Origin of the sequence: Variovorax sp. M-6 (assembly GCF_052114385.1) — a bacterium.
Taxonomy (GTDB): Bacteria; Pseudomonadota; Gammaproteobacteria; order Burkholderiales; family Burkholderiaceae_C; genus Variovorax.
In genome coordinates, this window is the sequence record NZ_JBFREQ010000013.1 from 21,905 (window position 1) to 48,629 (window position 26,725).

The window sequence follows — 26,725 nt, forward strand, 5'->3', positions numbered from 1 at the left end:
TTTTTGCCCTGAAGAGCTCCGCGTGCCCTCGACGCGCGATTGGCCGCGCAGCGCTAGCCGGCCGAGGCGGCGCTCACGCGCGCCTTCGGGCGCCGGGTCGGCACGCTGCCGGCAGCGCGACGAGCACCCGCGAACAACTGGTCGATCGAACTCCGCACGTCCTCCTGCATCGCGGCGATGGCCTGCGGGTCGCCCGACAGGTGCTTGAGCAGGCCCTGCTGGAAGAGGCCGTCGAACAAGGCGTAGGCCGCCGAAGGCGGCAGGCCGCAGGGTCCGCCCGCGAGTTCGGCAAAGCGGCTCATGACACGCCAGATCATGTGTTCCAGGCCCTTGTCGAGTTCGGCCACGTCGGCGCGGAACGCTTCCTCGAACAGCGCCTGGGCCCGCAGGTCATACCACAGGCGGTGCAGCGGCGCCTCGTCGCGCAGCGTGGCGCCCAGGATCTTCAGGAAGCCGGCCATCAATTCGTCGTAGTCGGCCGCTTGGTCAGTGACCTCGTCATAGCGCGTGACGCAGCGCGCCTTGTACCGCCGCACGCTGCAGATGATCAGGTCGAACTTGTCCTTGAAGTAGTAGTGCAGCACGCCATGCGAGAACTCCGAGTTCTGCGCAATCTCGCGCAAGCTGCTGCGGGCATAGCCCAGCGCAGCCAGCGTGGTCAATGCGGCCTCGCCCAACTCCTCGCGGCGCTCGGCGAACTTGTCGACCCGCGCGCTGGACACCCTCTGCGCGCGCTTTTCCTGTTGTGACGTCATCTTCTGGCCCAGCCGGCAGCCCTTGTTGCTCAGTGATTTCAAACCATAGCACGGCATGCATCCGCCGCCTGGCGAGTGCCGCGCACCCGTTCATTCTAGAGAATCTTGACACTCGTCAAAGAAAAGCTTGACAGTTGTATAGGCGACTTTCTACGATGCTTTTTCCATCTCGACCCCATACCTACCAGGAGACAAGCGATGGCCAAGTTCGATCTGAAAGGGCGAAAGGCCCTGGTGACCGGTGGTGCGCGCGGCATCGGCGCCGGCATCGCCGAGGCGCTGGCGGCCGCCGGTGCGGCGGTGATGATTGGCGACGTCCTCGCCGACCTGGGTCGGGAGACCGCCGCCCGGCTCTCGGCCTCGGGCGCCAAGGTAGGCTTCACGCCCCTGGACGTGACGAAGGACGAGGACTGGGCGAGTGCCGCCGCGGCCACGGTCAAGGAACTCGGCGGCTTCGACATCCTGGTCAACAACGCCGGCATCGAGATCACCTCGCTGGTGGTCGACGTCGAAGCGGCCGATCTGCGGCGCATGCTGGAGGTCAACGTGGCCGGCAGCCTGCTGGGCATGAAGCACGCGTTCCGCGCGATGCGCCCCGGCGGCAGCGCCGGCCAGGGCGGCGCGGTGGTGAACATCTCGTCGGTGGCCGCGACCATCGCCTTCCCTGCCATCGCCGGCTACTCCGCCACCAAGTCGGCCGTCGACCGCGCGACCCGCGTGGCGGCGATGGAGTCCGGCAAGCTGGGGTACGGCGTGCGCGTGAACTGCATCTACCCGGGGCTGGTGCCGACCGACATGGGCATGAAGCTGGCCGGCGACATCGTGGCCGCCGGACTGGCGCCCAGCGTCGAGGCGGCCGTCGGCGACGTGATCGGACAGACCCCGCTGGGCCGTCTCGGCGAGGTCGGCGACATGGCCGATGCCGTGGTCTTCCTGTGCTCGGACGCCGCCCGCTTCATCACCGGCGCCGGCTTGCCGGTCGACGGCGGCATGGGCATGTGAGCCCCGCCCCGCATTCCGCAACCCCAACGAAGGACCAGACATCATGAGCAGCAGCAAGAAACCCGTGGTGGTGTACGGCGCATCGGGCTACACCGGTCGCCTGGTGTGCGAGTACCTGCGCGAGCTGAACATTCCCTTCATTGCCGCCGGCCGCGACAAGGCGCGCGTGCAGTCGGTGATGGACAAGATCCCCGGCATCGAGACGGCCGACTATGAAGTCGTGGGCGTGGAGCACAACGTCGACGCGCTGACCGAACTGTTCCGCGGCGCCAAGGCGGTCAGCAACATGGTGGGGCCGTTCATCAAGTACGGCCATGAAGTGGCCGAGGCCTGCCTGGCCGCCGGTTGCCACTACACCGACACCACCGGCGAGCAGGACTGGCTGCTGGAGGCCCAGGAACGCTGGGGCCGGAAGTTCGCCGACAAGGGCCTGCTGCTGTCGCCCGGCGTGGCGCAGATGTACACCACGGGCGAGATCGCGGCCAACATCTGCCTCGAAACCCCGGGGGTCGACACGCTGGACATCCTGGTGCTGTGGAAGGGGCTCCCGACCTACGCCTCCACGCAGACCATCTTCACGATCCTGAAGGCCAAGTGGTACTACCTGGAGCAGAACAAGTTCGTCGAGTGGCCGCAGAGCACGCACTACGAGGTGGTGGTGCCGGGCCAGCACCTGCCGGCGCTGGTGACGCCCTGGGCCGGCACCGCGCACCCGGTCTGGTTCAAGGACGACCCGCGCGTGGCCAATTGCAAGGCCCTCGGCGGCGTGTTCGCGCGCGAGGTGATGCAAGGCTTCGTCGCCACGCAGAAGATGTACGAAGAGCAGATCGCGCCGCTGCCGCCCGAACAGCGCGAGGCACAGCTCGCGAGCATCGCTGCCTCCATCCAGGCCGGCATGCCGCCGCGCGAGAACCCGCGGGTCAACATCTCGCTCGACTCGGTCCATGGTTCCGGCCCGCTGGCGCGCGTGCATTGCGTGATCCACGGCAACTGCAACTACAAGCAGACCGGCCTGCTGCAGGCCCATGCGGCCTATTCGCTGCTGCAGCAGGCGCCCAGGCGCGTCGGCTTCGCGTCCGCCTGCCAGGCCTTCGGGCATCGGGAACTGCTGGGCGTGCTCCAGAGCTTCGGCCTGGTGATGGAACCCGTGCTGACCGTTCATCGCTGAAACGCCGGCGCCGGGCCATGGCTCGGCGCTGCCTGCTGGAGGGCGCCGCATGCGTCTGATCGACTACCTGGACAAGGGCGCCTCGCTGGGCCCCTCGGCCGCCTGCCTGCGCATGGGCGACACACGGCTCACGTACGCCGACGTGCAGCGCCTGAGCTTTCGGGTCGCACGCGCGCTGCAGCGCAGCGGCGTCGAGCCGGGGGCCAAGGTGGCGGTGCTCTCGGGCAACGACCCCGTGGCGTTCGCCTGCGTCTTCGGCCTGTCGCGCGCCGCGGCGGTGTGGTGCCCGATCAACCCGCGCAACGAGGCGGCGGAGAACCGCTTCGTGCTCGATGCCTTCGACTGCAGCTGCCTGATCTTTCACAGCCACTATGCGCCGCTGGTCGATGAGATGCGCGCGGGCTTGCCCAGGATCACCACGCTGGTGTGCATCGACCAGGCGCTGGAGTGGGCGCCATCGCTGGACGCGTGGCTGGCGGATGCGAGCGACGCGCCGCTCGAGATACCGGTCGTGGACGACGTCGCGATGATCGCCGGCACGGGCGGCACCACCGGCCAGCCCAAGGGCGTGATGCTGTCCGGCCGCAACCTGGAAAGCATGTCCGCGCTGACGCTGATGGGCTATCCCTTCGAGGGCCGCCCGGCCTACCTCGCACTGGCACCGCTGACGCATGCGGCCGGCGTCCTGTGCCTGCCGGTGATGGCGCTGGGCGGCGAAGTGGTGATCATGCCGAAGCCGGACCTGGGCGAGTTCCTGCGGCTGATCGCGCACTGCAGGATCACGCACACCTTCCTGCCCCCCACGCTGATCTACATGCTGCTGCAGCATCCCGACCTGGCCACGACCCGGCTCGATTCGCTGCAGTGCTTCTGGTACGGGGCGGCGCCCATGTCGGCTGCACGGCTGGAAGAGGCGCTGGTCAAGATCGGCCCGGTCATGGCGCAATTGTTCGGGCAGACCGAGGCGCCGATGATGATCTCGATGATGGCGCCCAGGGAGCACTTCAATGCCGACGGCAGCGTGGCACGCCGGCGGCTGGCTTCCGCCGGACGCCCGGCCCCCCTGGTGCAGGTCGCCGTGATGGACAAGGACGGCGTCCTGCTCGCGACCGGCGAGACCGGCGAGATCGTGGTGCGCGGCTCGCTGGTCATGCTGGGCTACTACAAGGATCCGCGCGCCACGCAGGAGGCATCGCGCCACGGCTGGCACCACACGGGCGACATCGGCTACCTGGATGCCGAAGGCTTTCTCTACATCGTGGACCGCGCCAAGGACATGATCATCTCGGGCGGCTTCAACGTCTACTCGGCCGAGGTCGAGCAGATCCTGCTGCAGCACCCCGACGTGCAGGACGGCGCGGTGGTCGGCCTGCCCGACGAGAAGTGGGGCGAGCGCGTGGTGGCCGTGCTCCAGCTGCATCCGGGCCGCACGGTCGATGCCGACGAGGTCAAGGCCTTCGTGAAGGCGCGCATCGGCAGCGTCAAGGCCCCCAAGCAGATCGAGATCTGGCCGGAACTGCCGCGCTCCAAGGTGGGCAAGGTGCTCAAGAAGGAAGTGCGGGCCGTGCTGCTGGCGCGCGCCGGCGACGGGTCGGCTACGGCTTGACCCCTTTCTTGCGCGCGCCTGATGGGCGCATGGCGCATCAGGGCTTGAACGGCCTGCTGAGGTAGCGCGAGCCCCTGGCGCCGAAGCGCCAGGGCTGCGCGATCGCCTTGGAGATGCCGATGCGCGGACCCACCGCGATCTGCCACGGCGCCTGGTCCTCTGGCGCCGCCAGCAACTCGAAGGGTGGCGCGTCGAGCGCCTTGCCGTTGAAGCTGGCGTCGATGCCCAGCGCCTGGCCGACCCGGCCGGGTCCGGCGCACAGCAGCCGCGGCGCATCGAGCCCCCGGCGCTCGCGCATGCGCGCGATCCCGTGCGTCGGCTCGATGGCACGGATCAGCACGCCGGCGCCGTGCCCGGCTTCGCGGCAGACGAGGTTCAGGCACCAGTGGATGCCGTAGGAGCGATAGACGTAGGCGTGCCCGGGCGGCCCGAACATCGCCGCGTTGCGCGGCGTGGGGCCGCCGAAGCAATGCGAGGCGGGGTCTTCTCGGTCGTAGGCCTCGGTCTCCACGATGCGGCCGCCGACGCCATCGACCAGCAGCGTGACGCCGATCAGCAGGCGCGCGACCTCGTGCGACGGCGCTCCGAAGTCGATGGGCGGCGGGGCGATCGGCATTCTGTCGTGAAGGTGTGAAGGTGTGAACGAACATCGTAGCGCCGCGCGCCGGCGCCCGCACGCGCTCGGGAGAAACCCGGACCCTGTTATTGGTAACGTTCGTTACCATATGGGAAGTACAGCACCTTCTCTGTCCGAGGAAACACATGTCGTCCCCTTCCGCCAGTCCGATGCATCCACCCACGCGCGTCTTCGACGCCAGCGCCATCCCCTGGGAAGCCACGGCCAAGCCGGGCCTCTGGCTCAAGACGGTGCGCAACGACGACCGCGCAGGCACCTTCCTGGGACTGGTGCGCTTCGACGCCTCGGTGCGCAGCGGCCTGCACCAGCACCAGGGCGTGGCGACCAGCTTCGTGGTCGATGGCGGCCTCACCGACCACCACGGATCGGTGCGGCTGCATGAAGCCGGCATCAACGTGCGCGGCTCCACGCACGACGCCATCTCCTATCAATCGACGGTGCTGGTGTCGCGGCTCGAAGGGCCCGTCACCTATCCGGCGGCCGACACCATCAGCGGCGTCCATGCCGGTTCGCGCCTGGCGGAGGTGCGAAACCTGCACCCCGACGTGCCGCCCGAGGTGAACGTGCCGGTCGACGCCCTGCCCCATTTCCCCACCGGCATTCCCGGCGTGCGTCGCCAGACGGTGTTCGACTACGCCGACACCGGCTCGGTCCACCGCATGGTGCAGCTGACGCTGCTGCCGGGCGCCGCCTTCAGCTTCGAGGCTCGCGGATTGACGGATTTCTGGGTCCGCGGCGGCGCGATCGAGGTGGACGGCCAGGCCGCCACCGCCAACTGCTTCGTGCAATGCCAGGCCGGCGCCAAGGTGGCGATCGACTGCCCCTACGGTGCGCTGCTGATCGGCTGGGCCGAAGCCCGCGAGCACGGTGACGGCAATCTATTTGGCTTCTAGCCGACCGAGCGCCGCCACCAGTTTCTCGAGCGTGGCATCGAAGCGCTCGAGCTCCTGCCGGCTGGCGCCCGAGAAGAGCTCTTCCTCGCGCACCCGCGCCTGGGCCGCGATGCGGGCGAACAGGCGCTCGCCCTTGGCGCTCAGGAAGAGCAGGCTCTTGCGCTGATCGTTCGGGTCGTCCTTCTTGACGATGCGCTCGCGCTTGTGCAGGCCGGCGATCGCGCGGCTGATCGACATCTTGTCCATGCCGGTCCAGTCGGCGATCTCGGAGGCCGAGCTGCCGGGATGCGAGGCCAGCACCATCATCGCGCGCCATTCGCTGATCGACAGCTGGTTCTGCTTGCCGATGCTTTCGTGAAACGGGCGCGCGACCAGGTTGACCACCCGGATCAGCTTGAACATCAGGGAGGAGTCGACAGGCAACAGGTCACTGGACATCGAGGAATCGTACCCAATCTTCGTCAGGCCTTGCGGGTCTTCTCGATCACCGCCTCGATCCGGTCGAGCAGCGGCGCGCCGGTCTGCGCCTTCCAGCGCGCATAGACCCGGCGCGTGGCGAGCCGCCATTGCTCGAGTTCGCGCGGATCCGACACATGCACGTCGACCCCCATCGCCCGGACCTTCTCGACGTCGTCCGCGAACAGCTTGCGCACCAGCTGCACCTGCTGCGCCGCGGCGTCGATGCCGGCCTCGCGCACGATCTTCTGGTCGGCCGGCGTCCAGCCCTTCCAGATCGGCTGGGCGATCGCGAACAGCAGCACGTCGTTGCTGTAGTTCCACTTGGTCACGTACTTCTGGCCGAGCGCGTTGATGCGCGCGGCCAGGAAGACCTCGAGCGGATTCTCCTGGCCGTCGACCGCGCCGGAAGCCAGCGCAGGCTGGGCGTCGGCCCAGCTCATGAAGGTCGGGTTGGCCCCCAGGTCGGTCATGATCTCGCCGTACATGGGGCTGCCGGCGACCCGGATCTTCAGGCCCTTCATGTCGGCCGGCTTGACCACCGGATGCTTGCTGTTGCTGATCTGCCGGAAGCCGGTCTCGCCGACCGCGAGCGGCTCGGCGCCGGCCTTGCGAACCAGGTCGAAGTAGTCCTTCTGGACCGCATCGCTGCGCATCACCGCGTCCCAGCTCGCGTGGTCCGGAAACAGGAAGGGCAAGGTGAAGACGCCCAGTTCCCGCACCGTGCCCGACCAGTTGATGGGCGCTCCGCACAGCACGTCGATCACGCCCTGGCGCATGGCGGAGAACTCGCGATCCTGCTGGCCCTGCACCAGCGAGGCGCCGGGGTACTGCTTGATGTTGATGCGGCCGGCGGTGCGCTCGCGCACCAGGTTGGCGAAGATCTCGCCGCCCCGGCCCCAGGCGAAGGCCGGCGGCACCACCGTGCTCATCTTGTACTCCGCCTTGTAGGCCGCCTGCGCGAAGGCGAAGCGCGGCAGCGCGACCGATGCGGCGGTGGCGCCCAGGGCGCGGAACACGGAGCGTCTCTTCAGCATGGCAAGTCTCCTGGAAGGTGAAGCGGGATGGACGGGGTCAATAGCCGAGCCGCTGCGGCAGCCAGAGTGCCAGCCCGGGAAAGAAGAAGACGGCGGCGATCACCACCAGGAAGCTGACGATGAACCACAGCACCCAGGGCACAGTGCTCTCGACCGTGACGCCGGCCAGGCGGCAACTGACCATCAGGTTGATCGCCATCGGCGGCGTGAACTGGGCCTTCGCGACGACCAGCGTGAAGAGCACGCCGAGCCACACCAGGTTCCACTGGAAGGCCTGCGCCACCGGATACAGCAGCGGCACGAAGATCAGGAAGATGGACACGCCGTCGATGAACATGCTGACCACCAGCAGCGCCACCAGCACCAGCGCCAGCGTACCCAGGCTGCCGAGCCCGGCGGCCTTGACCCACTGCGCGATCGGGTCGGCCACGCCCAGCGTGTTGAGCGCGTAGCTGAAGACGCCGGCCGCGCCGAGGATCAGCATGATCACCGCGGAGATCTCCGCCGCTTCTCGGAAGATCGGATAGAGGTCGCGCCAGCCGATCGTGCGATGGATCGCCATGCCGACGAACAACCCGTACGCGACCGCCACCACCGCGGCCTCGGTCGGCGTGAACAGGCCCAGCCGCATGCCGCCGAGGATCAGCAGCGGCGCCGCCAGTCCCCAGGAGGCCTCGCGCAGCGAAGCCCAGAAAGGCGGCCGCGGGAGCGCGCGCTCGGCCTCGCCGAACGAATGCTTGCGCGACAGCAGGATGGTCGGCACGATCAGCGCGAGCCCGGCCAGGAGGCCGGGGATCATCCCGGCGGCGAACAGTGCCGGCACCGAGGCACCGGGCACGAGCACGCTGTAGACCACGAAGGCGATGCTCGGCGGGATCAGGATGTCGGTCGCCGCGGCCGCGCCGACGACCGTCGCCGAGAACGGCGCCGGATAGCCGGCACGCGCCATCGCCGCGATCATCACGGCACCGACCGCCGCCGCGGTGGCCGGGCCCGATCCGCTGATGCCGCCGAGCAGCATCGCCACCAGGATCGCCACCGTCGGCAGCATGCCGGGCCCGCGCCCCAGGCAGGCGACCGCAAAGTCGACCATCCGCTGCGCCACGCCGGAACGATCGAAGATCGAGCCCACCAGCACGAACATCGGCAGCGCCAGCAAGGGGTACTTGGCGATCGACGAATAGAAGTTCTGCGGCACCGCCATCAGGCCGAACCAGGCGGAATCGGCATTCGCGATACCGATCGACAGCAGCCCGGCCAGCGTCAGGCCGATCGCGATCGGCATGCCCATCAGCAGGAAGACCGCGAACGAGACCAGCAGGAAGGTCGCGATCATCGACCGGTCTCCGGCGCGCCGCGGGGGTTCTCCCGCAACGCACGGCGCAGCGCCGAGAAGGCGCGCAGCGAAGCCGCGAGGCACAGCGGCGGGATCACGCAGCCATACCACCACAGCGGCAGGCCCAATCCCATCGAGCGTTCCGAGAAGCTGTACTGGTCCCAGACCCAGCGCGCGAAGAGCGCGGCCAGCACCAGGAACACCAGCGTCGAGCAGGCCCCCGCGATCAGCTGGAGCGCACGGCGCGGAGATTCCGCGCCCGCGGCATCGCGCCGGTTGTAGAGGAACTCGATCCGGATGTGGCGGTCGCGGCGCGCGATCGCGCAGGCGCCGGCCAGCGCCAGCACCACCATCAGGAACACCGAGAGCTCCTCCGTCCAGGCGAAGGATTCGTCCGTCAGATAGCGCGTCACGACGTTGAGCAGCGTGATCGCGACCAGCAGCGCCAGCGCACCGACGGCGATGCGCTCCTCGGGCAGGCGAGGCGCCATGGATGGCCGGTCGCGGGAATCGGGCGCCGCATGCGGATCGAACGAAGACTGCGACTCGGCCGCATCGGGCGAGGATCGATGGGAACTGGTCATGGGGTTCTCTTGCGCGAGGGAGAGTCGGATCGAGGTGGCATATAGTAACGATCGTTACCACTGTCGATTTGGGGGTTTACCCGTGACGAAGAGGGCGCGTCATCGCCGGGCAACCATGCCTCCCGCGGGGCCGGTTTGTATCGAATTGTGCCCGGGTAAAATGAGATCCATGTCCGACACTCAACTCACCCAGGATGGTCTGCGCTATGTCAAGAAGGCGGCAGGTTCCATCATCACGACCCCGCGCGCCGAATCCATGATGTCGTGCTTCAAGTGCGGAAAGTTCGTGATTCGCACGGCGCTGACCTCGCGCCGCTTCCTCGGCAAGAACCATCTCGTCTGCGCGCCGAAGTGCGGCTAGACAGCGGCCGGCGCGCGACGCTTGGCCCGTGCTCCCGAACACCCGGCGACACATAATCTCGCATGGCCTCGGCCCAGGTCCTGGACGCTTTCTCGCAGATCCTCAAGACGCAGGGTCTTGCGGGTGGCCTCGCCTATTTGAACGAGGGCGTGCCCCATCGCTACACCGCGGTCTACCGGTTCGCCGGCCTCGTTCTGAAGAACGTCTGTCTTCATGACGCCCTGGGCAAGAGGCAGCCGGCATTCCTGTCCGCGATGCCGCTCGACAAGAGCCTCGCCCGCCGCATCAAGCCTGGCATTCCCTTCCGGACGAACGATTCTTCAAGAGACCCGAGGCTTGCAGGGCACGCGTACGAGGGGACCCTGTTCACCGTGTTTTCCTATCACGGCACCGCGCTCGTCGCGCCGAGTGGTCATTTGTGGGGGGTCCTGTGCCACTTCGATCTCGCACCGGTTCCGCTTTCGGACGACGCTTTCGAGCTCCTCGAGTCGGTCGCGCCGATCGTTGCGGCCTTTGCCGTCGATCCCCACAGGTAGTCGCCGGTCGACGACCTGAGCGGCGTCAAGCCTCGGCGGCGCCTGCCTGCCTGAGGCGTTCACTTTTCCAGTAGACATCGTCCCCGCCGTCCTGGCGATTGAGCACGCGGGCGAGCACGAACATGAGGTCGGACAGGCGGTTCAGGTACTGCCGCGGCGCCGGGTGCAAGACTGCCTGCCGGCCCAGGGCCACGACCGAGCGCTCGGCGCGTCGCGCCACGGTGCGGCAGACGTGGGCTTGCGCAGCCGCGCGGTTGCCGCCCGGCAGGATGAACTCCTGCAGCCGGGGCAGTCCCGCGTTTTCCTCGGCCAGGGCCTGGTCGAGCACCGCCACGGCGGCAGCGTCCAACAGCTTGAACCCGGGAATGCTCAGCTCGCCGCCGAGGTTGAAGAGCTGATGCTGCACCTCCATGAGGAGGTCCCGGATCCGCTGCGGGATCTCCTCGCACAGCAGCAGGCCGATGTGCGCGTTGAGTTCGTCCGTGTCCCCCATCGCACAGAACCGCTCGTGGTCTTTCGGGAGCCGGCTGTTGTCGCCCAATCCCGATGTTCCATCGTCGCCGGTGCGTGTCGCAATCTGAGTCAAACGCTGCCCCATGGTGGATTCCCTAGTTCAAAGGTGTTGACGAAAGAAATGCTGCGACAAACAATATACCAAACGAACGATTGTTTTTTATGGCCACCCAAAGAAAGACCAGCCGCCCTCCACGCTCGGACAACCGGTTGCCGGAACTCCTGGATTCGGCGGCGCGACAGTTCGCCAGCCGCGGCTATGCCGCCACGTCGATGCGCGACATCGCCGTGGCGGCCAGCATGCTTCCCGGCTCGCTGTACTACCACTTCCCTTCCAAGGAAGAGCTGCTGATTGCCGTCTACAGCGCGGGGGTCAAGGAACTGGAAGTGGCTGCCGCCGAGGCCGTGCAGAAGGAGTCCGACCCGTGGTTGCGTCTCGAGGCGCTCTGCCGGGCGCACCTGGAGACGGTGCTTCGCGACAGCGACTACGCCCACGTCCTCATCCGCGTCCTGCCGGACGACATTCCGGGCGCGGCCGAGCGGCTCAGAGAGCTCCGCGAGAGCTACGAAACCACATTCCGCGACGCGGTCGCGGCGCTACCGCTCACACCAAGAGCAGATCGGCGGGCATTGCGGCTGATGCTGATCGGCGCGCTGAACTGGGCCGCGCTCTGGTTCAACCCCCAGGGACGCGACTCCCCACGCGTACTGGCAAGGAAATTCGTGGGGCTCATTAAGGAAACGCAAGATGACAGCACGTCCCCCTAGGGTGATTGTCACCAAGATCGGGTTCGACGGTCATGACAGAGGCAGCCGCGTGATCGCAGCCTGCCTGCGCGATGCGGGCATGGAGGTGATCTACACCCCGCCCTGGCAGGAGATTGCCACCGTCGTGAAGCTCGCGGTCGAGGAAGACGCCGACGTGCTCGGCATCTCGTCCCTCGCCACCGACCACCTGATCGTCCCCAAGCTGATGGCAGCACTGAGGGAAGCCGGCATGTCCGATGTCCAGGTGATCGTCGGCGGCATCGTCCCCGCCAAGGACGAGGCCATGCTGTTGCAAGCCGGCGTCGCCCGTGTCTTCCATCCGGGAACGGCGCTCGACGATGTGGTGACCGACGTCATCGCGCTCACCGCCAAACGTCGCCAGAGGCAAGGGGAATCCGCATGAGCGCCACCGTCACGAACATCAAGGACCCGTCGTCCTCCGAAGGCCATCTGCGCTGGAAGAACGAGTTTGCCCAGGGCGTCAAGGGTGACGCCACGACCTACAACCGATCCGGCATCGGCATCAAGCCGCTGTACACGCCGGCGGACTGGTCGGGCCAGGCGTACGAGCCGTCGCTCGGCTATCCCGGCCAGTACCCCTTCACCCGCGGCATCTATCCGACGATGTACCGGGGCCGAAGCTGGTCCCAGCGGCAGCTCATCGGCCTGGGCGTCCCCGAAGACTACAACCGGCGCGTGAAGGAGATCCTGGACCTCGGGGCCTCCGCCCTCTCCCTGATTCCCTGCAACTCGGTGTTCCGGGGCTACGACGCCGACGAAGTTCCTTCCGAGCTTCTGGGCACGTGCGGCACCGTCATCAACCATGTCAAGGACATGGAGACCGCGCTCGACGGCGTCCCGGTCGACCGCCTGTCGACGGCGATGAACGACCCATCCCCCTTCACCCTGCTTGCCTTCGAGCTTGCCGTGGCCAAGCGTCGCGGGGTGCCGTGGACCCGCATCACGGGAACCTCGAACCAGAGCGACTGCATCTCCCACTTCGTCGCCAACCACATGTTCTTCCGCCTTGCATTGCAGGGTGCGCGCCGGGTCGTGGTGGACCACATCGAGTTCTGCAACAAGCAGGTTCCGGGCTGGAACCCCCTCTCCATCGTCGGGCAGCACATGCAGCAGGCCGGCGCGACCCCGGCGGAGGCCATGGCGTTCACCTTGTGCTCGGGCATCCAGTACGCCGAGGACTGCATCGCCGCCGGGATGGATCCGGACCAGTTCCTGCCTCGCTTCACCTTCTTCTTCGACATCTCGATCAGCCTGTTCGAGGAAGTCGCCAAGTTCCGGGCCGGCCGGCGGGTCTGGGCCCGTCTGTGCAAGGAACGCTTCGGCGCCAAGGACCCGCGCTCGTGGCGCTTCAAGTTCCACGGCCAGACCTCGGGCGTGGACCTGACGCGCCAGCAGCCGCTCAACAACATCGCGCGGGTCACCACGCAGGCGATGGCCGGCATCTTTGGCGGCCTGCAGTCGCTCCACACCGACAGCTACGACGAAGTCTTCTCCACGCCGATCGCGGAAGCCGCGCGGATCGCGGTCGCCACGCAGAACATCCTGCGCGAAGAGGCCTACCTGACCGATGTGATCGACCCCCTGGGCGGGTCTTACTACGTCGAGTCGCTCACCGACGACATGGAGCGGAAGATCGACGCGATCATCGCCATGGTCGACGAGGTCGGAGGGATGTACCAGGCCGTCGAGAAGGGCGTCATCCAGCAGATGATCGGCGACTCGGCACTGGCCTTCCAGAAGAAGATCGATGCGGGCGAGCAGACCATCGTCGGCGTCAATGCCTACCAGATCGAGGAAGACCCGGCGTCGTATCCCACCCTGGAATACCCGGACCCCGCCCGGATGGCCGGCTACCTGTCGCAGCTCGCGGAGTTCAAGAAGACCCGCGACAACGGCGAGGTCGGCAAGGCCCTGAGCGCGCTGGCCCGGTCGACGGAGTCGCGCAAGACCAACGTGTTCGAGCACGTGGTGGCGGCGGCGGAAGTCGGCGCCACGCACGGCGAGATCTGCGGCACGCTGCGCGAGCAGCTGGGCTTCGGCCAGCCGCTCACCCTGGTCTGAGAGCATGGCGAACAGCGCATTCATCCAGACCGCACTGGCGGGCGACCGCAGGTCGATCGGACAGGCGATCAGCGCCCTCGAGAATGGCAGCGAGGCGGCCTACGCCGTGCGCAAGGCCGTCGCGGCACGCCAGGGGCGAGCCCATGTGATTGGCGTCACGGGCCCGCCGGGCGGCGGCAAGTCGACCCTGGTCTCGGCGCTGATCCGGGGGCTGCGCGAGCGCGGCAGGACGGTGGCCGTCGCCGCCGTCGACCCCTCCAGCCCGTTCACCGGCGGCGCGGTTCTGGGCGACCGCATCCGCATGGGCGATCGCCAGTCCGACGCCGGGGTCTTCATCCGCTCGCTGGCGTCGCGCGGCCATCTGGGCGGGCTGGCCGTGGCGGCAGGCGACGTCATCGACCTGTTCGATGCGGCCGGCTTCGACGTCGTCATCGTGGAGACCGTGGGCGCCGGCCAGTCCGAGGTCGAGATCACCCGCTACGCGGACACCCGGGTCGTGGTGTGCCCGCCGGGACTCGGCGACGACGTGCAGGCCATCAAGGCCGGCGTGCTGGAAATCGCCGACGTGTTCGTGGTCACCAAGGCCGACCTGCCCGATGCCCGCAAGACGGAGTCCGACCTGCTGGCGATGCTGGCGCTGCGCCGCGACCAGGCCTCGCCGCCGGCCGTGCGGAAGGTCTCGGCGCCGTCCGGTGACGGCATCGAGGCCCTGGTCGAATGGCTGGATGGCCGCACGCAAAGAGGCCTTCGCCACGAAGCGGGTGGCGTCAAGAAGGCCTACAGCCAGACCTCGGACTGGATCGCCGCCGACAACCTCGCGCAGTTGATGGGCATCGAGCTGGTGGCCGCGTCCGTCGGCAGCACCACCCTGCGCATGAAGGTCGAACGCAAGCACATCAACTTCAACGGCAAGTGCCACGGGGGCGCGCTGTTTGCGCTGGGCGACATGGCGCTCGGCCTGGCGTGCAACTCCCACGGCCGCCTGGCCACGCTGGTCGACGGCCAGATGAGCATCTCCACGGCCGTGGACGAAGGCGACTGGCTGATTGCGCATGCCAGCGAGGTGAGCCGATCGCGAAAGATCGGCAGCTACCAGGTGCATGTCACCCGGGCGAAGGACAACGCGCACATCGCGCTGATGCACGGCACGGTCTATGTGCTGGACCGGCCCGTCGCGGCGGCTTGCGGAGACGGCCCGTGACGGTCGCCCATCTCGCCGCGCCGCTTCGCGGGCGCGACCGGAAACGGATCAGGTCGCTCAAGCGGCTGGCCCGCGCGGGGAGTACGCCGGCGGCGCATCCGGCCCTGCAGGTGCAGAGCCAGCTGATCGTGCTGGAGCTGCTGGAGCGAAGCATCCGGTTCGGCCACCGGCGCCTGGCGCTTCAGCGGCTGCGGCAAGCGGCGGAACTCGGCGCCCCCCTGCGCGACGACCACTGGCGCTATTGCCAGAAGGTCGCCGAGGCGTCGAACGACAAGGACCTCTGCGCCCTTTTCGTCACGGCGCGTCGCCTCGCCGGCTAGGCCTTTCCTCCTTCCTCCTTCGTCGGCCCCGAAATCGCGATTGCGTGGAGTACACGTGCAAACCACTTTTCCCCGTCTGATGTCGCATCAAGCCACCACGCGCCCGAACGCGCCGGCCATGCGAGAGAAGGAGTACGGCATCTGGCAGACCACCACATGGTCGGCCATGGCCGCGCTCGTCGAAGCCATTGCCTGCGGCTTGCTCCAGGCCGGCCTGCAGCGCGGCGAACACCTGGTGGTCATCGGCACCAACCGGCCGCGCCTGTACGCCACGATGCTCGCCGCGCAGTCGCTCGGGGCCATTCCGGTGCCGCTGTACCAGGACGCCGTGGCCGCCGAATGCGTCTTCCCCGTCAACAATGCCGAGGTACGCTTCTGCGTGGTGGAGGACCAGGAGCAGGTCGACAAGCTGCTCGAGATCCGCGAGCAGTGCACGCGGCTGTCGCACATCTGGTTCGACGACCCGCGCGGTCTGCGCAACTACGACCAGCCGGGACTCGCCGCGCTCGATGCGCTCATCGCGGCGGGCGCGGCCCACGCCAGAACCCACCCCGCGCTGTTCCGCCAGCAGGTCGAGCAGGGAAGCGCCGACGACGTGGCCGCCATGTTCTTCACCAGCGGCACCACCGGCAACCCCAAGGGGGTGGTCCACACGCACCGCGCCCTGATCGACCGTGCGCGCGCGGGCGCGAGCTTCGACAGGCTGACCGACAAGGACGAAGTGCTGGCCTACCTGCCGCCGGCCTGGATCGGCCAGAACATCTTCTCGTACGCGCAATGGCTGGTGGCCGGCTACGTGGTCAACTGCCCCGAGAGCGGCAGCACGGTGATGATCGACCTCAAGGAAGTCGGCCCCACCTACTACTTCGCGCCCCCGCGGGTGTTCGAGGGCCTGCTCACCAGCGTGATGATCCGCATGGAAGACGCCGGCCTCCTCAAGCGCAAGCTCTTCCATGCCTGCATGGAGCTGGCCCGGCGGGTCGGCCCCGCGCTCAGGGACGGCAAGCCGGTCGGCCTGCTCGATCGCCTCGGCTACCGGCTGGGCGACTGGCTGGTGTACGGCCCGCTGCGCAACAACCTGGGGATGAGCCGCGTGCGCGTGGCCTACACCGCGGGCGAGGCCATCGGCCCGGACCTGTTCAGCTTCTACCGCTCCATCGGCATCAACCTCAAGCAGCTCTACGGCTCCACCGAGACCGCCGTGTTCGTCTGCCTGCAGCCCGACCACGAGGCGCGCGCCGACACCGTGGGCGTGCCCTGCGAGGGCGTGGAAATCAGGCTCAGCGACAGCGGCGAGATCCTGGTGAAATCGCCGGGCCTGCTCAAGGAGTACTACAAGAACCCCCAGGCCACCGCCGAGGTTCTCAGCGCCGACGGCTGGTACCGCACGAGCGACGCCGGTTTCATCGACGCCAGCGGCCATCTGAAGATCATCGACCGTGTCAAGGACGTCGGCCGCCTCCTCGGGGGCGCCTTCGATGGCGCCATGTTCGCGCCCAAGTACGTCGAGAACAAGCTCAAGTTCTTCTCGCACATCAAGGAGGCCGTGGCCTTCGGCGATGGACGCGAGAAGGTCTGCGTGATGGTCAACATCGACTTCGAGGCCGTGGGCAACTGGGCCGAGCGGCGCAACCTGCCCTATGCCGGCTACAACGACCTGGCCGGCAAGCCCGAGGTGCACGAGCTCATCCGCGCGTGCGTGGAGAAAGTCAATGCCGACCTGTCGCGCGACGAGCTGCTCGCCGGCAGCCAGATCCGCCGCTTCCTCGTGCTGCACAAGGAACTCGACGCCGACGACGGCGAGCTGACCCGCACCAACAAGGTCCGGCGCGGATTCATCGCCGAGAAGTACGGGGTTCTGGTCGACGCCCTGTACGGCGGCAGGACCGAGCAGTTCATCGACACGCAGGTGAAGTTCGAAGACGGCCGCACCGGCAGCGCGAGCGCCAATCTCCGGATCCTGGACGCCAAGACGTTCACCCCCATCAAAGCCGCCGCCTGAAGAAGACAACCGTGAGCCAGAAAACCATCGGCGACGTCATCCTCGACGTCCGCAACATCAGCCTGCGCTTCGGCGGGGTCAAGGCCCTGACCGACATCAGCTTCGACGTCCACGAGCACGAGGTGCGCGCGATCATCGGTCCCAACGGCGCGGGCAAGAGCTCGATGCTCAACTGCATCAACGGCGTCTACGCCCCCCAGGAGGGCTCCATCGCATTTCGCAACCGCACGTTCAAGCACATGAACAGCCGCCAGGTGGCCGAGATGGGCATTGCGCGCACCTTCCAGAACCTGGCGCTGTTCAAGGGCATGAGCGTGATCGACAACATCATGACCGGGCGCAACCTGCGCATCCGCAGCGGGCTGCTCAGCCAGGCTTTCCGGAATCCTTTCGGCATCGGGCCGGCCCAGCGCGAGGAAGAGAAACACCGCGCCTTCGTCGAACGCATCATCGACTTCCTCGAAATCCAGGCGCACCGCAAGACCCCCGTGGGGCAACTGCCCTACGGCCTGCAGAAGCGCGTCGACCTCGGCCGCGCGCTGGCGATGGAGCCGAAGGTGCTGCTGCTCGACGAGCCGATGGCCGGCATGAACGTGGAGGAGAAGCAGGACATGAGCCGCTTCATCCTCGACGTCAACGACGAGTTCGGCACCACCATCGTGCTGATCGAGCACGACATGGGCGTGGTGATGGATATCTCGGATCGCGTGGTCGTGCTCGACTACGGCAAGAAGATCGGCGACGGCACGCCCGACGAGGTGCGCGGCAACGAGGAAGTCGTCAGGGCCTACCTGGGCACTGCCCACTGAGATCCGGCGGAGACACACATGGCATTTTTCCTGGAAGCCCTTTCCGGCGGCCTGATGGCGGGCATGCTCTATTCGCTGGTCGCCCTGGGCTTCGTGCTCATCTTCAAGGCCTCTGGCGTGTTCAACTTCGCGCAGGGCGCGATGGTGCTGTTCGCCGCGCTGGCGATGGCCCGCTTTGCCGAATGGATCCCTCAGTGGCTGGGCATCGACAGCCAGCTGCAGGCCAACCTGCTGGCCTTCCTGCTCGCGGGACTGTGCATGTTCGCGGTGGCCTGGGCGGTCGAGCGGCTGGTGCTGCGCCACCTCGTGAACCAGGAAGCCGCGACCCTGCTCATGGCCACCCTGGGCATCTCCTACTTCCTCGAAGGCCTGGGCCAGAGCCTCTTCGGCAGCAACATCTACCAGATCAACATCGGGATGCCCAAGGACCCGATCTTCCTCCTGGAGTCGATCTTCGAAGGCGGCATCCTCGTCAACAAGGAGGATCTCTACGCCGCGCTGATCGCCGCCGTGCTGGTGGCCAGCCTGTCGCTGTTCTTCCAGAAGACCGGCACCGGCCGTGCCCTGCGCGCCGTGGCCGACGACCACCAGGCCGCACAGTCCATCGGCATCGCGCTCAACCGCATCTGGGTCATCGTCTGGTGCGTGGCGGGCGTGGTGGCGCTGGTGGCCGGAATGATCTGGGGCTCCAAGCTCGGGGTGCAGTTCTCGCTGTCCACCGTGGCCCTGCGCGCCCTGCCCGTCATCATCCTCGGCGGCCTGACCTCGGTGCCAGGCGCCATCATCGGCGGCCTGATCGTGGGGGTGGGCGAGAAGCTCTCGGAGGTCTATCTCGGCCCCCTCATCGGCGGCGGCATCGAGATCTGGTTCGCCTACGTGCTGGCCCTCGTGTTCCTGCTGTTCCGTCCCCAGGGCCTGTTCGGCGAAAAGATGATCGACCGCGTCTGAAGCGAGCCCGACGACGCGCGCCGCGCGTTGCCCGACAGATCCCCGACATCCACGCATCCCGGCTCACTGCCCAGAAGACTGTTCGAGAAAAAAATGTTCTACAGAGAAAACGGCCAGCTCAAGACTTCCTACCGGGCCGACCAGCAGATCATTCCCATCGCGCAGGATCGCTGGGCCATGCTGGTCCTGCTCGCGATGGCATGCCTGGTCGTTCCGGCCACCGCGAGCGACTATGCGCTGAGCGCCATCGCGGTCCCCTTCCTGATCATGTCGCTCGCCGCAATCGGCGTGAACATCCTGGTCGGCTACTGCGGCCAGATTTCACTGGGCTCGGGCGCCTTCATGGCCATGGGTGCGTACGGCGCGTACAACTTCCTGGTCCGGATTCCCGACATGCCGCTCGTTCCCGCGCTGCTGCTCGGTGGGCTGTGCTCGACCTTCTACGGCGTTCTGTTCGGCCTGCCCAGCCTGCGCGTCAAGGGCCTGTACCTCGCGGTGGCCACCCTGGCCGCGCAGTTCTTCAGCGACTGGATGTTCCTGCGGATCAAGTGGCTGACCAACGACTCGTCGTCCGGCTCCGTCTCCGTCGGCGGACTCCAGATCGCGGGCTGGTCGATCGACTCGCCGGTCGAGAAGTACCTGCTGTGCCTGGGGTTCGTCCTGGTCTTCGCCCTGCTCGCCAAGAACCTGGTGCGAAGCGCGATCGGCCGGGAGTGGATGGCCATCCGCGACATGGACGTGGCCGCATCGGTGATCGGCATCCGCCCCATGTACGCAAAGCTCACGGCCTTTGCGGTCAGCTCTTTCGTCATCGGCATCGCCGGCGGCCTGTGGGCCTTCGTGCACCTCGGCGCCTGGGAACCGGCGGCCTTCTCCGTGGAACTCTCGTTCCGCCTTCTCTTCATGGTCATCATCGGCGGCCTGGGCTCGATCATGGGCAGCTTCTTCGGCGCTGCCTTCATCGTCCTCCTCCCCATCTTCCTGAGCCAGGCGCTGCCGGCACTGGGTGCCCTCGTCGGGGCCAACGTCTCCGCGGCAGCCGTCTCCCACGCCGAGTCCATGGTGTTCGGCGGGCTCATCGTCTGGTTCCTGATCGTCGAGCCCCACGGGCTGAGCAAGCTCTGGATGCTGGGAAAACAAAAGCTGAGGGTATGGCCGTTCCCTCATTGACGGTCGGGTGAAGAGAAACGTTTTCGGCTGAACAAATGCAACAACAGGAGACACGATGAAAAAGACAAGCGCGATCGCGGCCACCGTGCTGGCCGCGGTGATTTCAGCAACTTCGGCGCCGGCAATGGCACAGGACAAGCAGCAGTTCTTCCCGCTGCTGACCTTCCGGACCGGCCCCTACGCCCCCAGCGGAACGCCGTGGGCCAACGGCTTCGTCGACTACTTCAAGCTGGTCAACCTGAAGGGCGGCATCAACGGGGTCAAAGTCGCCTGGGAGGAGTGCGAGACCGGCTACGCGACCGACCGCGGCGTGGAATGCTACGAGCGCCTGAAAGGAAAAAACGGCGGCGCCACGGTGTTCCAGACCATGTCGACCGGCATCACCTTCGCGCTCACGGAACGCGGCGCGGCCGACCGGATCCCGATCCTGACCCCCGCCTACGGCCTGAGCGAAAGCGCCGACGGCGAGGTGTTCAAGTGGAGCTTCCCCATCGGCGGCACGCACTGGGCTTCCGCCGACACGCAGGTCCAGTATGTCGCGCAGAGGGCCGGGGGCCTCGACAAGCTCAAGGGCAAGAAGATCACCCTGCTCTATCACGACAGCCCCTTCGGCAAGGAGGCCGTCCCGGTCGTCACCGCGCGCGCGAAGATGCATGGCTTCGAGCTGACTTCCATTCCGGTGTCGCATCCCGGCGTCGACCAGAAGGCCGCCTGGCTTCAGATTCGCCAGAGCCGGCCGGACTATGTGCTGCTCTGGGGCTGGGGCGTGATGAACTCCACGGCGCTCAAGGAAGCCCAGTCGACCGGCTATCCGCGCAACCGAATGGTGGGCGTGTGGCCCTCGGGCTCGGACTCGGACGTGAAGGGCGTCGCGGGCGCGGAGGGCTACAGCGCCGTGCTGATCCTCCCCGGCTCGGGCTTCGGCTCCGGGATTGCCAAGGAAGTGCTGGAGAACCTGCACGGCAAGGGAAATGGCTCGGGCCCGAAGGAAGAAGTGGGCGAGGCGCTCTACATGCGCGGCCTGATGAACGCGATGGTCTCGGTCGAGGGCGTTCGCCGGGCCCAGGAGAAGTTCGGCAAGGGCCAGGTGATGACGCCGGCGCAGGCGCGCTGGGGCTACGAGAACCTGAAGCTCGACGAGAAGCAGCTGGCAGCGCTCGGCATCGCCGACGTGATGCGCCCCATGGCCACGACCTGCAAGGACCACATGGGGCCGTCGGCGGCGCGTGCTTACACCTGGAACGGGAGCAAGTGGGATGTCAGCTCGGACTGGCTCCATGCGGACCCGGGTGTGCTGCAGCCGCTGCTCAAGACCGCTGCCGACAAGTATGTCGGCGACAAGAAGCTGACCCGTCGAACTCCCGACGACTGCAATTCATAGGCAGCTTCGCGAAGTCGGCGCAGGCAGGCCGGCAACGGCCCCTGCCTGCCCCTTTCGGATCCTATTCAATGAAAAGCATCGTTCTGAATGTCAATGGCATCGAGGTCATCTACAACCACGTCATCCTGGTGCTCAAGGGCGTCTCGCTGACCGTGGCCGAAGGCCAGATCGCCGCCATCCTGGGCGGCAACGGCGCGGGCAAGACCACCACGCTGCGCGCCATTTCCAACCTGCTGCAGGGCGAACGCGGCGAGGTCACCAAGGGCAGCATCGCGCTGCGCGGCGATCGGATCGAGAACCTGTCGCCGGCCGAACTGGTGCGCCGCGGCGTGGTGCAGGTGATGGAAGGCCGTCACTGCTTCGCCCACCTCACCATCGAGGAAAACCTGATGACCGGCTCGTACACGCGATCCGACAAGGCAGAGATCGCGCGCAACCTGGAGAAGGTCTACAGCTACTTTCCGCGCCTGAAGACGCGGCGCACCTCGCAGGCCGCCTACACCTCGGGCGGCGAGCAGCAGATGTGCGCCATCGGCCGCGCGCTGATGGCCAACCCGAGCGTCGTGCTGCTCGACGAACCGTCGATGGGACTCGCACCCCAGATCGTCGAGGAAGTCTTCGAGATCGTGAGAGACCTGAACCAGAAGGAGAAGGTCACCTTCCTTGTCGCCGAGCAGAACACTCACATGGCGCTCAAGTACGCCGACTACGGCTACATCATGGAAAGCGGCCGGATCGTCATGGACGGCAGCGCGGCCAACCTGCGCAGCAACGAGGACGTCAAGGAGTTCTACCTGGGCATGGGTGGCGGCGAGCGCAAGAGCTTCCGCGACGTGAAGTCCTACAAGCGGCGCAAGCGGTGGCTCGCCTGACCCTGCCCGGCCGCATTCCGTGAGACCTCCCCGAACTTTCTGCCAGCCATGAATGCCTTCTTCGATGCACTCGAAACCCGTCCGCCCGCCGAGCGCGAGGCGGCCCAGATGGCGGCCCTCGCGCTACAGGTCGCCCATGCGCAGCAGAACGCACCCGCGTTCGCCGACATCCTGAGGGGCGTTGACGCCGCCTCGATCCACAGCCGGCGCGCACTCGCCCGCCTGCCCGTCACGCGCAAGACCGACCTGCTGGCACGCCAGAAGCGGCTGCGCCCGGAGGACCCGTTCGGCGGCTTCTCGACGCTGCTCCGAGGTCCGCAGATGCTGCGCCTGTTCGCGTCGCCCGGCACCGTCTACGAGCCCGAAGGCACGGCGCGCGACTACTGGCGCAGCGCCCGAGCGCTGCATGCCGCGGGCTTGCGCGCCGGCGAACTGGTGCACATCGCGTTCAGCTACCACATGACGCCGGGCGCCTTCCTCTTCGAATCGGGCGCGCTGGCCCTCGGCTGCACGGTGTTTCCCGCGGGCACCGGGCAGACCGAGCAGCAGTTGCACGCCATCGCCGAGCTCCGGCCCGATGCCTACATCGGCACCCCCAGCTTCCTGCGCATCCTGCTGGAGAAAGCGCAGGACATCGGCGTCGACGTCCGAAGCCTGCGCAAGGCCGCCATCGGCGGGGAGGCCTGCCCTCCCAGCCTGACGGACTGGTTCAGGACGCGCGGGGTCGAGGTCTTCCAGACCTATGCCACGGCCGACCTCGGGCTGGTGGCCTACGAAACCGCCGCGCGCGAAGGTCTGGTGCTGGATGAGCGCGTGATCGTCGAGATCGTCAATCCCGGCACGGGCGATCCCGTGCCCGAGGGCGAAATCGGAGAACTGGTGGTGACCACGCTCAATCCGGCCTACCCGCTGATCCGCTTCGCCACCGGCGACCTGTCCGCCCTCCTGCCGGGCCGCTGCCCGACCGGCCGCACGGCACCGCGCATCCGAGGCTGGATGGGCCGGGCCGACCAGACCACCAAGGTGCGGGGCATCTTCGTCCACCCCTCGCAGGTGGGCGAGGTGGTGCGGCACTTTCCCGAGGTGCTCAAGGCGCGGATGGTGGTCTCCGGCGAGATGGCGAACGACCAGGTGTGCCTGAAGGTCGAGGTGGCCCATCGCCACGACGGGCTGCGAACGCGGCTGGAGGCGAGCTTCAGGGAAGTGACCAAGCTGCGCGGCGAAGCGGAGCTGGTCGCGCCCGGCAGCCTTCAGGACGACGGCAAGACCATCGAGGACCGTCGCACCTATTCGTAGGTCGGCGCCGGCGTCGGGTTCGGGAGGCGGCCGGCGCCGCAACCGTGTGGCATGGTCAACCCCTTCGGAATGCCCCTGTACCCACCGACATCAACCGAGAACTTTAGATGTACTTGCCCCTATGTATCAGAAGGTTTCATACTTTGAGACAAGCATCATAGGGGCTAGACGACGATGAGCAAGAGTATTGCAGCGGCGGGATCCACCCGCGCGCGGTGGGCCGCCGGCTTGGCGCTGGCCGCCTGCCTGCTGGCCTCGACGGCGGGCCATGCGCAGGTCAAGGTGCTGGTGAACCCGGGCGACCAGGCCGAGCAATCGCGCGGCGCGACCATGACCGTGTGGCGCAACGCGATCGAGCAGGCACTGCGCAAGGAGCGCGTTGCCGATATCGCCATCACGGGTTCGGCCGACATGACCAGCGACCTGAGCGCCACCCGCGCGCGCCTGCCGGATGTCGTCGTCGGACCGGCCCACCTCATCGGCTCCGCGGTGCGCTATGGCTACACGCCCGTGGCCGCGGTGGATGCGCGCTCGCAAGCCGTGCTGGTGGTGCCCGCCAACAGCACGATCGGCAACTTCCAGCAGGCCGCCGGCAAGCGCCTCGGCCTGCCGCTGCAGGACAGCCTGGTGACCTACCTGCTGCGCGGCGAGGCGATTGCCGCCAACACGACGATGAAGCGGCACTTCCGCGACCTGTACGAAACGCGCTACCAGGACGCCCTGCTGGTGTGCCTGCAGATCGGCCGCTGCGACGTCGTCGGTGTCGAGAAGTCGACTTTCGACAAATGGGTCGCTGCCGGTGCGGCGGTGAAGACGGTGATGGAATCGCGCGACGTCCCGGGCCTGAGCATTGCGATCAAGGATGGCTCCAAGGTCTCGGCCGACATGCTGCGCACCGACCTGGGCGATGCCGCGCCGGGCACCAAGACCACACGGGTGTCGGCGCAGGACTTCACGTACGTCTCCACCCTGGGCTACTTCACGCCGCGCGAACTCAAGGGCGCCAAGGTGGTCGACGCCAAGACCGTGGCCACCCTGCTGTCCAGCCGCAGCGCGAAGTACATCGACACCCGCAACGCCGCGGAATTCAAGGAAGCGCATGTGCCCGGCTCGGTGCTGGTCCCCTACGTCGAGAAGTCGGCGAAGGACCCGGACTTCGCCGCCAACCTCGACGAGTTCAACGTGGCGGAACTGGGCCCCGACCGCAACGCCGAGCTCGTCTTCGGCTGCAACGGGCCCGAATGCTGGAAGAGCCACAAGGCGAGCATCGCGGCGCTGAAGGCCGGCTACACCCACGTGAACTGGTTCCGCGGCGGCCTGCCCGAATGGCGGGCCGCCGGACTGGCCGTGGACTCGGCGGCGAAGTAGTCGCCGCCCGCGCAGCGCTTAGTATCGGCTCCGAGCTTCAATCACCCCACACCCTCATTCGAAAGAGCTTTCCTCATGACAGATCTGCCGTTTGCGCCCAATCCGATGCGTCGCGCCCTCCTCACCGGGACCGGCGCGGCCGTCACGATCGCCGCCGTCGGACCGTGGCGCACGGCCTTCGCCCAAGGCGCGGCCGCGCGGCCCCTGCCGGCCTTCGCGGCCTTCAAGGACGCGGGCACGATGATCGTCCACAGCGCCAACACCATCGAGATGCGGCGCGGACCGGCCGGCAATGGCTCGCTGACCACGGTCAACCAGCTCTACGTGCGCAACAACCTGGCGCCGCCGAGCGCCGACATCGTCGCCAAGCCAGACGACTGGACCGTCAAAATCGAGGGCGTTCGGCGCCCGAAATCGCTCAGCGTGCGCGAACTCAAGACCATGGGCACCGAAAGCGTGACCATGGTCCTGCAATGCAGCGGCAATGGCCGCGGCATGTTCCCCTCCAAGCCGAGCGGAACCCCGTGGCAGACGGGCGCGGCCGGCTGCATCATGTGGACCGGCGTCCCGGTGCGCCACGTCGTGGCAGCGCTCGGCGGCATCAACCCGGGGATGAAGTTCCTGACCGGCACCGGCGGCGAGGTTCTGCCGGCCGGCATCAGCCCGAAGTCGAGGGTCGAGCGCAGCGTACCGGCCGCCGTCTACGAGGACGCCCTGCTGGCCTGGGAGATCAACGGCCAGCCGATCCCGCTGGCGCATGGCGGACCGCTGCGCCTCATCGTGCCGGGCTTCACCGGCGTCAACAGCATCAAGTACGTCAAGCAGGTGGCGTTCACCGCGGCGGAAAGCGACTCGTCGATCCAGCAGACCGACTACCGCATGACGCCGACCGGCGAGGCCTCGCAGCGGCCGACCGATCCCTCGGTGTGGCAGATGCCGCCCAAGTCGTGGATCAACACGCCGCTGGCCGGTGCCACGGACCTGCGCGCGGGCGAGGAAGTGGTCGTGCGGGGCGTCGCCTTCGCCGGCGTCAACGCGGTGAAGCAGGTGGACGTCTCGATCGACGGCGGCCAGACCTGGCAGCGCGCGGCGCTCGTCGGGCCGGACCTGGGACGCTTCGCCTGGCGCCAGTTCGAGCTGCCCGTGCGGCTTGCGGCCGGCAAGTACGTGCTGGCCAGCCGCGTCACCGACGTGCGCGGCAATGTGCAGACCGAGAACCGGGTCGAGAACAAGGGCGGCTACCTGAATTCGAGCTGGCGCGACCACGCCGTCTCCATCTCGGTGGCCTGAACCCCATGCGTTCTCGCTTCTGGGGGGCCGCCGTCCTCGCCGGCCTGTGGATGGCGGGCGCCCACGCCCAGCCGGCCACGGACGAAGGCCGCAAGCTTTTCCTGACCGGCGCGACGCCGGCCTGCGCCCTGTGCCACACGCTCAAGAAGGCGGGCGCCACCGGCCAGATCGGTCCCGACCTCGACGAACTGCAGCCGGACGCGGCCCGCGTCGAGAAGGCGATCCGCAACGGCATCGGCCCGATGCCCGCGTTCAAGTCCTTGACCGACGAGCAGATCCGCACGCTGGCGCGCTACGTGGCGTCGGCAACCGGCGCGGCGCCCTGAGGGCGACG

Annotated in this window: 28 protein-coding genes; 21 read left to right on the plus strand and 7 right to left on the minus strand. The window is 67.5% G+C overall.

Going from position 1 to position 26,725, the window contains the following annotated elements:
- Nucleotides 1–53: 53 nt before the first annotated feature.
- Entirely contained in the window at nucleotides 54–755 is a 702-nt protein-coding gene (locus AB4Z46_RS16275) for a TetR/AcrR family transcriptional regulator (protein ID WP_442284550.1), read from the minus strand.
- Nucleotides 756–953: 198 nt separating this feature from the next.
- Between AB4Z46_RS16275 and AB4Z46_RS16280 the strand changes: the two genes are divergently transcribed.
- The 3 genes from AB4Z46_RS16280 to AB4Z46_RS16290 are packed head-to-tail and all read left to right on the plus strand — an operon-like array spanning nucleotide 954 to nucleotide 4,531.
- Nucleotides 954–1,757, plus strand: coding sequence for an SDR family NAD(P)-dependent oxidoreductase (locus AB4Z46_RS16280; RefSeq protein WP_442284551.1), 804 nt, complete (start codon nucleotides 954–956; stop codon nucleotides 1,755–1,757).
- Between the two features lie 43 nt (nucleotides 1,758–1,800).
- Entirely contained in the window at nucleotides 1,801–2,925 is a 1,125-nt protein-coding gene (locus tag AB4Z46_RS16285; protein ID WP_442284552.1) for a DUF5938 domain-containing protein, read from the plus strand.
- A 49-nt stretch (nucleotides 2,926–2,974) separates the two neighbouring features.
- Nucleotides 2,975–4,531 carry an acyl-CoA synthetase gene (locus AB4Z46_RS16290; RefSeq protein WP_442284553.1) on the plus strand — a complete coding sequence of 519 codons (1,557 nt, stop codon included), beginning with the start codon at nucleotides 2,975–2,977 and terminating at the stop codon, nucleotides 4,529–4,531.
- 37 nt (nucleotides 4,532–4,568) lie between these two features.
- Here the strand turns inward: AB4Z46_RS16290 and AB4Z46_RS16295 are convergent, their stop codons facing one another.
- Nucleotides 4,569–5,147 (minus strand): DNA-3-methyladenine glycosylase, encoded by a 579-nt coding sequence (locus AB4Z46_RS16295; protein ID WP_442284554.1) that lies wholly within the window; start codon nucleotides 5,145–5,147, stop codon nucleotides 4,569–4,571.
- 146 nt (nucleotides 5,148–5,293) lie between these two features.
- Between AB4Z46_RS16295 and AB4Z46_RS16300 the strand changes: the two genes are divergently transcribed.
- The gene (locus tag AB4Z46_RS16300) at nucleotides 5,294–6,061 is read left to right on the plus strand and encodes a cupin domain-containing protein (RefSeq protein WP_442284555.1); all 768 of its coding nucleotides are present in this window, start codon (nucleotides 5,294–5,296) and stop codon (nucleotides 6,059–6,061) included.
- On the opposite strand, the gene AB4Z46_RS16305 is transcribed toward AB4Z46_RS16300, so the two are convergent.
- Genes AB4Z46_RS16305 through AB4Z46_RS16320 form a run of 4 tightly spaced genes read right to left on the minus strand, consistent with a single transcriptional unit; the run spans nucleotide 6,047 to nucleotide 9,474 of the window.
- Complete coding sequence (locus AB4Z46_RS16305) at nucleotides 6,047–6,499, minus strand: MarR family winged helix-turn-helix transcriptional regulator (RefSeq protein ID WP_442284556.1); 453 nt, start codon at nucleotides 6,497–6,499, stop codon at nucleotides 6,047–6,049. The two genes, AB4Z46_RS16300 and AB4Z46_RS16305, sit on opposite strands and share 15 nt — an antisense overlap.
- A gap of 23 nt (nucleotides 6,500–6,522) precedes the next feature.
- Complete coding sequence (gene dctP, locus AB4Z46_RS16310) at nucleotides 6,523–7,551, minus strand: TRAP transporter substrate-binding protein DctP (RefSeq protein ID WP_442284674.1); 1,029 nt, start codon at nucleotides 7,549–7,551, stop codon at nucleotides 6,523–6,525.
- A 40-nt stretch (nucleotides 7,552–7,591) separates the two neighbouring features.
- Nucleotides 7,592–8,890, minus strand: a complete 1,299-nt coding sequence (locus AB4Z46_RS16315; RefSeq protein ID WP_442284557.1) for a TRAP transporter large permease — start codon at nucleotides 8,888–8,890, stop codon at nucleotides 7,592–7,594.
- A complete protein-coding gene (locus tag AB4Z46_RS16320; protein ID WP_442284558.1) occupies nucleotides 8,887–9,474 on the minus strand; it encodes a TRAP transporter small permease in 588 nt (195 codons plus the stop codon). The genes AB4Z46_RS16315 and AB4Z46_RS16320 overlap by 4 nt, the downstream gene beginning before the upstream one ends.
- A 169-nt stretch (nucleotides 9,475–9,643) precedes the next feature.
- Between AB4Z46_RS16320 and AB4Z46_RS16325 the strand changes: the two genes are divergently transcribed.
- The gene (locus tag AB4Z46_RS16325) at nucleotides 9,644–9,835 is read left to right on the plus strand and encodes a hypothetical protein (RefSeq protein ID WP_442284559.1); all 192 of its coding nucleotides are present in this window, start codon (nucleotides 9,644–9,646) and stop codon (nucleotides 9,833–9,835) included.
- A 62-nt stretch (nucleotides 9,836–9,897) separates the two neighbouring features.
- Nucleotides 9,898–10,371 carry a GAF domain-containing protein gene (locus AB4Z46_RS16330; protein WP_442284560.1) on the plus strand — a complete coding sequence of 158 codons (474 nt, stop codon included), beginning with the start codon at nucleotides 9,898–9,900 and terminating at the stop codon, nucleotides 10,369–10,371.
- A 25-nt stretch (nucleotides 10,372–10,396) separates the two neighbouring features.
- On the opposite strand, the gene AB4Z46_RS16335 is transcribed toward AB4Z46_RS16330, so the two are convergent.
- A complete protein-coding gene (locus tag AB4Z46_RS16335; RefSeq protein ID WP_442284561.1) occupies nucleotides 10,397–10,969 on the minus strand; it encodes a cob(I)yrinic acid a,c-diamide adenosyltransferase in 573 nt (190 codons plus the stop codon).
- A 77-nt stretch (nucleotides 10,970–11,046) separates the two neighbouring features.
- Between AB4Z46_RS16335 and AB4Z46_RS16340 the strand changes: the two genes are divergently transcribed.
- From AB4Z46_RS16340 to sorU, 15 genes are all read left to right on the plus strand, one after another.
- Complete coding sequence (locus AB4Z46_RS16340) at nucleotides 11,047–11,652, plus strand: TetR/AcrR family transcriptional regulator (protein ID WP_442284562.1); 606 nt, start codon at nucleotides 11,047–11,049, stop codon at nucleotides 11,650–11,652.
- Nucleotides 11,633–12,055, plus strand: coding sequence for a cobalamin B12-binding domain-containing protein (locus AB4Z46_RS16345; protein WP_442284563.1), 423 nt, complete (start codon nucleotides 11,633–11,635; stop codon nucleotides 12,053–12,055). The genes AB4Z46_RS16340 and AB4Z46_RS16345 overlap by 20 nt, the downstream gene beginning before the upstream one ends.
- The gene (locus AB4Z46_RS16350) at nucleotides 12,052–13,734 is read left to right on the plus strand and encodes an acyl-CoA mutase large subunit family protein (RefSeq protein WP_442284564.1); all 1,683 of its coding nucleotides are present in this window, start codon (nucleotides 12,052–12,054) and stop codon (nucleotides 13,732–13,734) included. Before AB4Z46_RS16345 ends, AB4Z46_RS16350 begins: the two co-directional genes overlap by 4 nt.
- Before the next feature lie 4 nt (nucleotides 13,735–13,738).
- Nucleotides 13,739–14,935: a methylmalonyl Co-A mutase-associated GTPase MeaB gene (meaB, locus tag AB4Z46_RS16355; RefSeq protein ID WP_442284565.1), complete on the plus strand. Its 1,197-nt coding sequence runs from the start codon at nucleotides 13,739–13,741 to the stop codon at nucleotides 14,933–14,935.
- The gene (locus tag AB4Z46_RS16360; protein ID WP_442284566.1) at nucleotides 14,932–15,255 is read left to right on the plus strand and encodes a hypothetical protein; all 324 of its coding nucleotides are present in this window, start codon (nucleotides 14,932–14,934) and stop codon (nucleotides 15,253–15,255) included. Before meaB ends, AB4Z46_RS16360 begins: the two co-directional genes overlap by 4 nt.
- A gap of 55 nt (nucleotides 15,256–15,310) precedes the next feature.
- Entirely contained in the window at nucleotides 15,311–17,257 is a 1,947-nt protein-coding gene (locus AB4Z46_RS16365) for an AMP-dependent synthetase/ligase (protein ID WP_442284567.1), read from the plus strand.
- Between the two features lie 11 nt (nucleotides 17,258–17,268).
- Nucleotides 17,269–18,066, plus strand: coding sequence for an ABC transporter ATP-binding protein (locus tag AB4Z46_RS16370; protein WP_442284568.1), 798 nt, complete (start codon nucleotides 17,269–17,271; stop codon nucleotides 18,064–18,066).
- An 18-nt stretch (nucleotides 18,067–18,084) separates the two neighbouring features.
- Entirely contained in the window at nucleotides 18,085–19,014 is a 930-nt protein-coding gene (locus tag AB4Z46_RS16375; protein WP_442284569.1) for a branched-chain amino acid ABC transporter permease, read from the plus strand.
- 93 nt (nucleotides 19,015–19,107) lie between these two features.
- Complete coding sequence (locus AB4Z46_RS16380; RefSeq protein ID WP_442284570.1) at nucleotides 19,108–20,184, plus strand: branched-chain amino acid ABC transporter permease; 1,077 nt, start codon at nucleotides 19,108–19,110, stop codon at nucleotides 20,182–20,184.
- A gap of 55 nt (nucleotides 20,185–20,239) precedes the next feature.
- Nucleotides 20,240–21,565, plus strand: a complete 1,326-nt coding sequence (locus tag AB4Z46_RS16385) for an ABC transporter substrate-binding protein (RefSeq protein ID WP_442284571.1) — start codon at nucleotides 20,240–20,242, stop codon at nucleotides 21,563–21,565.
- Nucleotides 21,566–21,633: 68 nt separating this feature from the next.
- Complete coding sequence (locus AB4Z46_RS16390) at nucleotides 21,634–22,437, plus strand: ABC transporter ATP-binding protein (protein WP_442284572.1); 804 nt, start codon at nucleotides 21,634–21,636, stop codon at nucleotides 22,435–22,437.
- A gap of 48 nt (nucleotides 22,438–22,485) precedes the next feature.
- Entirely contained in the window at nucleotides 22,486–23,733 is a 1,248-nt protein-coding gene (locus tag AB4Z46_RS16395; RefSeq protein WP_442284573.1) for a phenylacetate--CoA ligase family protein, read from the plus strand.
- Between the two features lie 174 nt (nucleotides 23,734–23,907).
- Nucleotides 23,908–25,101, plus strand: a complete 1,194-nt coding sequence (locus AB4Z46_RS16400; RefSeq protein ID WP_442284574.1) for a rhodanese-like domain-containing protein — start codon at nucleotides 23,908–23,910, stop codon at nucleotides 25,099–25,101.
- 75 nt (nucleotides 25,102–25,176) lie between these two features.
- Nucleotides 25,177–26,391 (plus strand): SorT family sulfite dehydrogenase catalytic subunit, encoded by a 1,215-nt coding sequence (gene sorT / locus AB4Z46_RS16405; protein WP_442284575.1) that lies wholly within the window; start codon nucleotides 25,177–25,179, stop codon nucleotides 26,389–26,391.
- Nucleotides 26,392–26,396: 5 nt separating this feature from the next.
- The gene (gene sorU, locus AB4Z46_RS16410; RefSeq protein ID WP_442284576.1) at nucleotides 26,397–26,717 is read left to right on the plus strand and encodes a SorU family sulfite dehydrogenase c-type cytochrome subunit; all 321 of its coding nucleotides are present in this window, start codon (nucleotides 26,397–26,399) and stop codon (nucleotides 26,715–26,717) included.
- Nucleotides 26,718–26,725: the final 8 nt, after the last annotated feature.